The organism is Pectobacterium artocarpous (assembly GCF_046159765.1).
Taxonomy (GTDB): domain Bacteria; phylum Pseudomonadota; class Gammaproteobacteria; order Enterobacterales; family Enterobacteriaceae; genus Pectobacterium.
Map to the genome: position 1 here is coordinate 120496 of NZ_JBJXVK010000011.1, position 9033 is coordinate 129528.

A 9033-nucleotide genomic window follows, 5' to 3' on the forward strand; every position below is an offset into this window, starting at 1 on the left:
AGATAGCGGTTACTCGATGGCGATGGGTTTTTCCGTCAGCGTGGTTTTATTGTCACCCTGAATGGCTTTCACTTTCTGTTCCGTTTTCTGGACCGCATCTGCGCTACTCAACAGGCTGTATGTCAGCTCAAACGTCGTGCTCTGACCGGGTTGGAGCTTTTTAACCCGCCCTTGCTCACGCTCAATCGTCACCGGGTAAGCGTAGTTAGTGCCGGGTTCGATCCCCGTGACGTAGCCCTGTTTTTCTGTGTCCGTGTTTTTCCACAGCGTCAGCAACGGCAGTTGATGGGTATCAAAGGCAATCGACACCCCCTTATCTCCCGCCTTGTTCACCAACGCGGCCAACGTTTTGCCCTGTGCATCCGTATACGGCGTAATGTTAAACACCATCTCATCAAAGTCTTTGGTCGGCCCTTTGTAGGTTTGCCAGGTTGCCAGACCCGCTTTCGCATGGTCATTAAACGGAGAAATCTCTTTCACAGGTGCAATGAAACGCGCGCCTTCTTCCAGAATCGGCGTGCCGAAATTGCTGTGGTAGATAATTTGGTAATCACGCGGGTAATCTGCTTTGTTGGTCAGCACATCGTGCACGGTAAACGACTCGCTGCCGGGGACGTAACGCAGCTCGGTCCAGGTTTCCAGATTCGATTTCTTAAAGCTGTTTTCTTTCAGCAGGCCCCGTATCGTGATGGTATGCGGGGCTTTATCGCTAACTTCCACCACCACTTTCGATGCTGGTGTGTTGCCCGCACGGCCATGCAGGGTATAGATCATGCCCTCGCTGACGACCGGGTGGCCCGTCCATTCGAAGCCACAGCGCACCATCATTTCATTGAAACCTTCCAACCAGCCCAGTCCGTTGCGGCTTTCCAGATTGATGGTATTCGGGTTTACGACTTCATCAACTGGCGAATCCCACCCCAAACGGATGTTTTTTCCCGTCACATGCAATAAATTCATTCCTCGCGTCGGGCTGAGGGCAATTTTCAGCCCGTCCTGATCGGTAATCGTAATCACTTTACTGCCTTCCTGACGCCCGCCGTGCAAGACTTTTTGCTCAATGCTGAAATGCTGATTTTTGATCTTCAGGGCATCACTGCCAATTTGCCAGTTTCCCTTTTCTACACTGCCTTCAGCATCTGTCAGCACAAACGTCTGCGCCGAGAGTTGCCATGATGTCAGCGCCAGTGTAATGCCTATAGCCAGTAATTTTTTCATGTTAACCACCCCTCTTTGCTGAATTGTTTTAGCTTATGCGAGCTAAAGACTACAAATCAGCGGATGGTCAGAATGTGATAACTATCACCAGATGGAAAAATTCGGCATTGCCGCGTAATTTATTCGACTTTCATCACTCATTTAGTATGAATAAAATCTATCTTTGCATAATTATTGAGATATTGATCGGTAAAAGCTGACATCGTTTCAGCAAGATAAAATATGCTGCCTAAAATCCTTTTCTCTTCGGTATATCTATCAGACATTCATGCTGATTTTTAAACACATGACGAGATAAAAAATTATAAGATTATTTTTTAACCACATTGCACACCATTGGCGCAAGCGCTATGGTTGCCGCTAACCTGTGTACGATCACTGATAAATAAACAATGAACTTTTCTCTTTTCGGCAAGAAATTCACGCGCCACGCGGGCATCACCCAATTAATGGACGACCTGAACGAAGGGTTGCGTACGCCTGGCGCAATCATGTTAGGAGGTGGTAATCCGGCACATATTCCTGAGATGGATAACTACTTCCAACAGCTGTGTCAGGATATGCTGAAGCAAGGGAAATTAACGGAAGCGCTATGCAACTACGACGGCCCACAAGGTAAAGATACACTGCTCATCGCGCTGGCCGAGCTACTGAGTCATGAATTAGGCTGGCAGATTGGACCACAGAATATTGCGCTGACAAATGGCAGCCAGAGTGCGTTTTTCTACTTATTTAACCTGTTTGCGGGTCGCCACAGCGATGGCAGTCTGAAAAAGGTGCTATTTCCGTTGGCGCCGGAATATATCGGCTATTCGGATTCCGGGCTGGACGACAACATGTTCGTCTCCGTTCGTCCCCAGATCGAGCTACTGCCTGAAGGGCAATTTAAATATCACGTCGATTTCGATCACCTATCGATTACCGATGATATCGGGCTGATCTGCGTATCCTGCCCGACCAATCCGACCGGCAACGTGCTGACCGATGACGAGCTGATGCGTCTGGATATTCTGGCGCAACAGCATAAGGTTCCTTTGCTGATTGATAACGCCTATGGCGTGCCTTTCCCTGGAATCATCTTCAGCGATGCGACGCCGCTGTGGAACCCGAATATCATCCTGTGCATGAGCCTGTCCAAGCTGGGCCTGCCCGGTTCACGCTGCGGTATCGTGATTGCGGATGAAAAAGTCATTTCCGCGATCGGCAACATGAACGGCATCATTAGCCTGTCTCCGGGTGCGGTCGGACCGGCGCTGGCGCACGAGATGATTCAGCGTGGCGATCTGCTGCGCTTATCTAACGACGTCGTACGCCCGTTCTACCAGCAGCGCGTAACAGAAACTATCGCCATTATTCGCCGCTACCTGTCGCCCGAGCAGTGCCTGATTCATAAGCCGGAAGGCGCGATCTTCCTGTGGCTGTGGTTCAAGGATCTGCCTATCACAACGGAAATCTTGTACCAGCGCCTGAAAAAACGCGGTGTTCTCATGGTGCCGGGCCACTATTTCTTCCCCGGTCTGGATCAGGACTGGCCGCACGCTAACCAGTGCATACGCATGAACTATGTTCCGGAGCCGGAGAAAATCGAACAGGGTATTGCGATTCTGGCGGAAGAAGTGGAAAAGGCGATGCAGGAAGCTGTCAGCTAAAATCTGTTCCCACTCACCTACGCCTGAACAGCGTAGGTGAGCTGAAAGTAAATTAGGCGACAGCGGTGCCCTGTTCATCCTGATCGACGGCAAAGCAAGCGACCTGCTGTTCGCCGTAGGTTTTCAACTGCGGCTGAAACTGGGTGCAGGAGCTGAAGCAGCGTTGGCAACGCGCGTTGAACGCGCAGCCTGGCGGTGGGTTCAACGGGCTGGGCAGCTCGCCCGTCAGCTTGATACGTTCACGGCGTAAATCCGGGTTCAAGCGCGGCGTCGCGGAAAGTAACGCCTGCGTATAAGGGTGGCGCGGGTTGTTGAAAATAGCATCTTTACTGCCCTTCTCGACACAGCGACCCAGATACATCACCATCACTTCATCAGCGATGTGTTCGACGACAGACAGATCGTGCGAGATGAAGACGTAAGACAGCCCCAGTTCCTGCTGTAAATCCATCATCAAGTTCAGTACCTGCGCGCGCACCGACACATCCAGTGCCGAAACCGGCTCATCGGCGATCACCACGTCCGGATCCAGCATCAGCCCACGTGCGATAGCGATACGCTGACGCTGGCCGCCGGAGAACATATGCGGATAGCGATCATAATGCTCCGTTTTCAACCCGACTTTCGCCATCATCGCCAGCGCTTTTTCACGGCGTTCAGCTTTCGACAATTCAGTGTTGATCTGGAGCGGTTCTTCCAGGATCTGTCCAACTTTCTTACGCGGATTCAGCGATCCGTAAGGATTCTGGAACACGATCTGGATCTTCTGCCGACGCAATTTCTGCGCCGCCGGATCCGGCTTCAGCAGATCCTGTCCCTGATAGTACAGCTCACCATCAGACGGCGTTTCGATCATCGTCAACAGGCGACCCAGCGTGGATTTCCCACAGCCGGATTCCCCCACCACCGCCAACGTTTTCCCACGCTCTAAGGTGAAGGAAACACCGTCCAGCGCTTTCACCATCCGTTCCGGCGCAAAAAAGCCTTTCTTCACCGGGTAGTGTTTTTTCAGATCAACGGCATGCAGCAAATATGGCTGCGATGTGGCATTCAATTCACTCATAGAGTCGGCCTCCCCGCATCATCCAGCGGTGTATGACATTTCACCTGACGACCAGGAATATCGCGCAGTTCAGGCTCTTCCTGACGGCAACGCGCCTGCGCATAAGGGCAGCGTGGGTTTAACAGACAGCCGTTCGGACGATCGTATTTGCCCGGCACCACGCCCGGCAACGATGCCAGCCGGGATTTGTCCGCCGCAAACTCCGGCAGCGCCCGCAGCAGCGCCTGAGTGTATGGATGACGAGGGGCGCTGAAAATATCTGCCGCTTTGCCTGATTCCACAACCTGTCCGGCATACATCACGATGATGTGGTGTGCCGCTTCGGCCACCAGCGCCAAATCATGCGTAATCAGGATCAGCGCCATGTTCTCGCGCTGCTGCAATTCGAGCAGCAGTTCGATAATCTGCGCCTGAATGGTTACATCGAGTGCGGTGGTTGGTTCATCGGCAATCAGCAGCTTAGGCCGACAGGCAATCGCCATCGCTATCATCACGCGCTGGCTCATCCCGCCGGAAAGCTGGTGCGGATACACATCAAGACGCGAAGCCGGATCGGGAATCCCAACCAGCGTCAGCAGATCAATCGCCCGCTGACGACGGGTTTTGCGGTTGCCCCCCTGATGCACCTTGATGGCTTCCATAATCTGGTAGCCCACGGTGTAGCACGGATTCAGGCTGGTCATCGGATCCTGGAAAATCATCGCGACTTCCGAACCCACCAGATTACGCCGTTCTTTCTCGGAAATTTGCTTTAAATCGCACTGGTTAAATTCCAGCTTGTCGGCCATCACTTTGCCGGGGTAATCAATCAGCCCCATAATCGCCAGCGAGCTGACAGATTTACCGGAGCCGGATTCCCCGACGATACCGACCACCTGCCCTTCTTCCACCTGATAACTGATGCGATCGACCGCACGAAACGGCAGATCCTCATCACCAAAGTGAACCGACAGTTTATCTACATTGAGCAACGCCATCTCTCTACCTCTGTTACTGCTTGAGTTTGGGGTCGAGAGCATCACGCAAGCCGTCCCCCATCAGGTTAAACGCCAATACCGTCAGTAAGATTGCCAGACCGGGGAACGTCACCACCCACCAGGCGCTTTGCGCAAACTGCAAAACGTCCGACAGCATGGTGCCCCACTCTGGCGTCGGCGGCTGTGCGCCCATACCGAGGAAACCCAAAGCAGCCATATCAAGAATGGCGTTAGAAAAACCGAGAGAAGCCTGCACAATCAGCGGTGCCAGGCAGTTAGGAAGAATATTGACGAACATCTGGCGTGCCGAACCGGCTCCCGCCACGCGTGAAGCGGTGACGTAATCGCGGTTAACTTCCACCAGCACCGCCGCGCGGGTTAAACGGACGTAGTGCGGCAATGCCACAAAAGTGAGCGCCAGCGAGGCATTCACAATCGACGGCCCGAAGACGGCCACCAGCACCAGCGCCAGCAGCAGGCTTGGCAACGCCAACATGATATCGACGATACGCATGATGAGCGCATCAACCACACCACCGAAATACCCGGCCAGCAGACCGAAGATCACCCCCAGCACCAGCGACAGCGCCACCACCAGACAGCCGACCAGCAGCGACAAGCGTGCGCCGTACATCAGACGCGACAGAACATCACGCCCGACGTCGTCCGTTCCCAGAATAAACTGCCAGCTTCCGCCCTCTTGCCAGACCGGCGGGCGCAACAGCGCATCGCGGAACTGCTCGGCAGGGGCATGCGGTGCCAACACGTTGGCACCAATGGCGATAATCAGCATCAGCACAACATACGCCATGCCAACAACCGCCCCTTTGTTACGTTTAAAATAGTGCCAGAATTCCTGTAGCGGGGTCATCGGCTTCGGTGCGCTATTTACAACAGGTTCAGTGACATTTGTCATCTTAGCCTTCCCCTTATTTCTTGTGACGGATGCGTGGGTTAACCACGCCGTAGAGCACATCCACCAGCAGGTTAACCAGAATGATCATGGTTGCCACCAGCAGCACGCCGCCCTGAACCACCGGATAGTCACGACGCTGCAACGCATCGATCAACCACCGTCCCAGCCCCGGCCAGGAGAAAATGGTTTCCGTCAGGATCGCCCCAGCCAGCATGGTGCCGACCTGCAAACCAATCACCGTCACCACCGGCAGCATCGCATTACGCAACGCGTGCACGACAATCACACGCAGGCGGCTCAGCCCTTTGGCACGAGCGGTACGGATGTAATCCTCACCCAGCACTTCCAGCATCGCGGAGCGCGTCATACGCACAATCACCGCCAGCGGAATAGTGCCCAGCACGATGGCAGGCAGGATCATATGTTCAACCGCGTCGATGAAATCACCTTCCTCGCCCCAGAACAGGGTGTCAATCAGCATAAAGCCGGTCAGCGGCATGCTGTCATCAAGGAAGATTGTGTCGCTGATACGTCCCGAAACGGGCGTCAGGTTGAGCTGAACGGAAACCAGCATAATCAGCATCATGCCCCACCAGAAGATAGGCATGGAGTAGCCCGTCAGCGCCAGACCAACGGAGGTATGATCGAAAATGGAACCGCGTTTAACCGCAGCCAACACGCCAACCGGGATCCCTACCGCGATAGCAAACAGCATCGCACAGATACCCAGTTCCAGCGTCGCTTTGAAGCGAGGCACAAATTCTTCCCACACGGGGATGCGGCTCTTGAGGGAAATTCCCAGATCGCCCTGCAATACGCCACCAATATAGTGGATGTATTGCTGCCAAAGCGGCTTGTCCAGCCCCATTTCAGCCAGCAATTGCGCATGGCGTTCAGCGGAAATACCGCGTTCTCCCGCCATGATCATCACCGGGTCGCCCGGAATCATGTGCACGAAGGCAAAGGTCAACAGGGTGATACCAATAAACGTTGGGATAACGAGTCCCAAACGCCGGAGTATGAACTGCAACATATCCCGAACTCTCTATTTATGCCCGTTGGCTCATTGACCATCGGGCTTATCATTGCTCACAGCTAAAAAATCGTCAGAAACGATTTTAAACGTCGTGTGCGACGGCCCGCCGGATAGCGAGCAGGACATCAGCCATAAAAACGTAACGGGCAAGAAACCCCGCCTCCACGGCTCCTCTAAGGAGAAACCGCAAGGTCGGGGTTTTCAGTGTCCGTGAAAATCGAGTGGCTGAATTAATCCAACGTCACGTTGTTGAAGCTATGTACGCCACGCGGCTGAACCACATAACCTTTCACGTTTTTACGTACTGGCTCGTACACGGTGGAATGCGCGACAATCAGCGCCGGAGCCTGATCGTGCATCACCACCTGTGCTTGTTTGTACAGCTCAATACGTTTTTCGTGATCGGAAATGGCCCGTGCCGGTTGGATCAAGTCTTCAAACGGCTTGTAGCACCACTTGGAGTAGTTGGAACCATTTTTGGCCGCATCGCAGCTAAACAGGGTCGCGAAGAAGTTATCTGGATCCCCGTTATCCCCCGTCCAGCCCATCAGCACGGTCTGGTGTTCGCCGTCTTTCGCACGCTTCAGATACTCACCCCACTCGTAGGTGACGATCTTGGCTTTCACGCCAACTTTCGCCCAGTCGGACTGGATCATTTCCGCCATACGGCGTGCGTTCGGGTTGTACGGACGCTGTACTGGCATCGCCCACAGGTCGATTGAGAAACCGTCAGCCATACCCGCTTCTTTCAACAGCGCCTTCGCTTTTTCAGGATCGTAGCTGTAGTCTTTAACGTCGTTGTTGTAGCCCCACATGGTCGGTGGGATCAGGTTGGTCGCAGCCTGACCCGCTCCCTGATAGACCGCATCAATAATGGCAGACTTGTTAACCGCATAGTTCAGCGCCTGGCGAATCTTGACGTTATCCAGCGGTTTTTTCTCAACGTTGTAAGCCAGATAGCCAACGTTCAGGCCTGGCTGTTCCATCAGCGTGATGTTTTTATCTTCTTTCATCTTCGCGAGATCGGCCGGGTTCGGATACGGCATGATCTGGCATTCGTCTTTTTGCAGCTTGGCGTAACGTACAGAAGCATCTGGCGTAATGGAGAAGACCAGACGGTCAACGCCCGGCTTGCTACCCCAGTAGCCTTCGAAAGCCTTGTACAGAATGCGGGAGTCTTTCTGGTACTGCTGTAGCTGGAACGGGCCCGTACCAATTGGGTTCAGGTCGATCTTCTCCGGCGTACCAGCTTTCAGCATGTTATCAGCGTATTCCGCTGACAGGATGGAAGCGAAGTCCATCGCCAGATTTGCCAGGAACGGCGCTTCAGGGCGGTTCAGCACAAAACGGACCGTGTAGTCGTCAACTTTTTCGATTTTGCTGACCAGATCCGGCATACCCATACCCTGATAGTATTCATAGCTGCCGCCAGACACTTTGTGGTACGGATGATTGGCATCCTGCTGACGCATGAAGGAGAAAATCACGTCATCGGCATTGAATTCACGAGACGGTTTGAAATCCTTGCTGTCTTGCCATTTCACGCCTTTGCGTAGATGGAAAGTATAGGTTTTACCGTCTTCGCTAATATCCCATTTTTCAGCCAGACCAGGGCTGGTGTCCGTGGTGCCGTCTTTAAATTCCACCAAACGGTTATAAATAGGAATAGAGCTGGCATCAAACGTTGTGCCGGAGGTGAACAGCTGTGGGTTAAAACCTTCCGGGGAGCCTTCTGAGCAGTAAACCAGCGTTTTTGCCTGAACGCCTGCAGCGACGGACAGGGCGAGCAAGCCAAGGCCGAACTTCAACACCCTTGATCTAACGAGGGATTTTTCCATTACTTGTGCTCCATTGTGGATGATGTTGTGTGCTATACCCGCCATACTCCAAGCTGCATATGCGCCGTTAAAAAACGGAAATTAACAACGCTGGTATTCCGTCCTGCATCTCGAAATCAATTGGGTATGATTGGCCAGACCTGTATTTTTACGAGCTGTGGTCTGTGCCCTGTCGCCCGAAGGCAAAATTAAAATAATGAGGGAGAAGAAAGGTGGTTACCAAAACCGATGGCCGTCACGCTGTTGGATAGAGTCATAATAACTACAACGTATACCTTGACGCGGCTTTGTTGAATAAATCGAACTTTTGCTCAATCTCAGGATCAGATCACGCAT

7 protein-coding genes are annotated in these 9033 nt (G+C 53.1%); 1 reads left to right on the top strand and 6 read right to left on the bottom strand.

What is annotated here, in order from left to right:
- Nucleotides 1-9: 9 nt before the first annotated feature.
- Complete coding sequence (locus tag ACKQAD_RS09365) at nucleotides 10-1218, bottom strand: aldose 1-epimerase family protein (RefSeq protein ID WP_409159906.1); 1209 nt, start codon at nucleotides 1216-1218, stop codon at nucleotides 10-12.
- 392 nt (nucleotides 1219-1610) lie between these two features.
- On the opposite strand from ACKQAD_RS09365, the gene ACKQAD_RS09370 reads away from it, so the two are divergent.
- Nucleotides 1611-2867, top strand: coding sequence for a valine--pyruvate transaminase (locus ACKQAD_RS09370; protein ID WP_409159907.1), 1257 nt, complete (start codon nucleotides 1611-1613; stop codon nucleotides 2865-2867).
- Between the two features lie 52 nt (nucleotides 2868-2919).
- Here ACKQAD_RS09370 and dppF read toward each other — a convergent pair whose 3' ends face one another.
- From dppF to dppA, 5 genes are all read right to left on the bottom strand, one after another.
- Nucleotides 2920-3930 (bottom strand): dipeptide ABC transporter ATP-binding subunit DppF, encoded by a 1011-nt coding sequence (gene dppF, locus ACKQAD_RS09375; RefSeq protein WP_409159908.1) that lies wholly within the window; start codon nucleotides 3928-3930, stop codon nucleotides 2920-2922.
- Nucleotides 3927-4907, bottom strand: a complete 981-nt coding sequence (dppD, locus tag ACKQAD_RS09380) for a dipeptide ABC transporter ATP-binding protein (protein WP_409159909.1) — start codon at nucleotides 4905-4907, stop codon at nucleotides 3927-3929. The genes dppF and dppD overlap by 4 nt, the downstream gene beginning before the upstream one ends.
- A 13-nt stretch (nucleotides 4908-4920) precedes the next feature.
- Nucleotides 4921-5823: a dipeptide ABC transporter permease DppC gene (gene dppC, locus ACKQAD_RS09385; protein ID WP_409159910.1), complete on the bottom strand. Its 903-nt coding sequence runs from the start codon at nucleotides 5821-5823 to the stop codon at nucleotides 4921-4923.
- A gap of 13 nt (nucleotides 5824-5836) precedes the next feature.
- Nucleotides 5837-6856 carry a dipeptide ABC transporter permease DppB gene (gene dppB / locus ACKQAD_RS09390; protein WP_409159911.1) on the bottom strand — a complete coding sequence of 340 codons (1020 nt, stop codon included), beginning with the start codon at nucleotides 6854-6856 and terminating at the stop codon, nucleotides 5837-5839.
- Between the two features lie 233 nt (nucleotides 6857-7089).
- A complete protein-coding gene (dppA, locus tag ACKQAD_RS09395; protein WP_409159912.1) occupies nucleotides 7090-8697 on the bottom strand; it encodes a dipeptide ABC transporter periplasmic-binding protein DppA in 1608 nt (535 codons plus the stop codon).
- Nucleotides 8698-9033 lie beyond the last annotated feature (336 nt).

Excerpts from the sequence above, each read along its gene's own strand:
- dppC (WP_409159910.1), bottom strand. The coding sequence starts at position 5,823 with ATGACAAATGTCACTGAACCTGTTGTAAATAGCGCACCGAAGCCGATG.
- dppB (WP_409159911.1), bottom strand. The coding sequence starts at position 6,856 with ATGTTGCAGTTCATACTCCGGCGTTTGGGACTCGTTATCCCAACGTTT.
- dppA (WP_409159912.1), bottom strand. The coding sequence starts at position 8,697 with ATGGAAAAATCCCTCGTTAGATCAAGGGTGTTGAAGTTCGGCCTTGGC.
- dppF (WP_409159908.1), bottom strand. The coding sequence starts at position 3,930 with ATGAGTGAATTGAATGCCACATCGCAGCCATATTTGCTGCATGCCGTT.
- ACKQAD_RS09365 (WP_409159906.1), bottom strand. The coding sequence starts at position 1,218 with ATGAAAAAATTACTGGCTATAGGCATTACACTGGCGCTGACATCATGG.
- dppD (WP_409159909.1), bottom strand. The coding sequence starts at position 4,907 with ATGGCGTTGCTCAATGTAGATAAACTGTCGGTTCACTTTGGTGATGAG.
- ACKQAD_RS09370 (WP_409159907.1), top strand. The coding sequence starts at position 1,611 with ATGAACTTTTCTCTTTTCGGCAAGAAATTCACGCGCCACGCGGGCATC.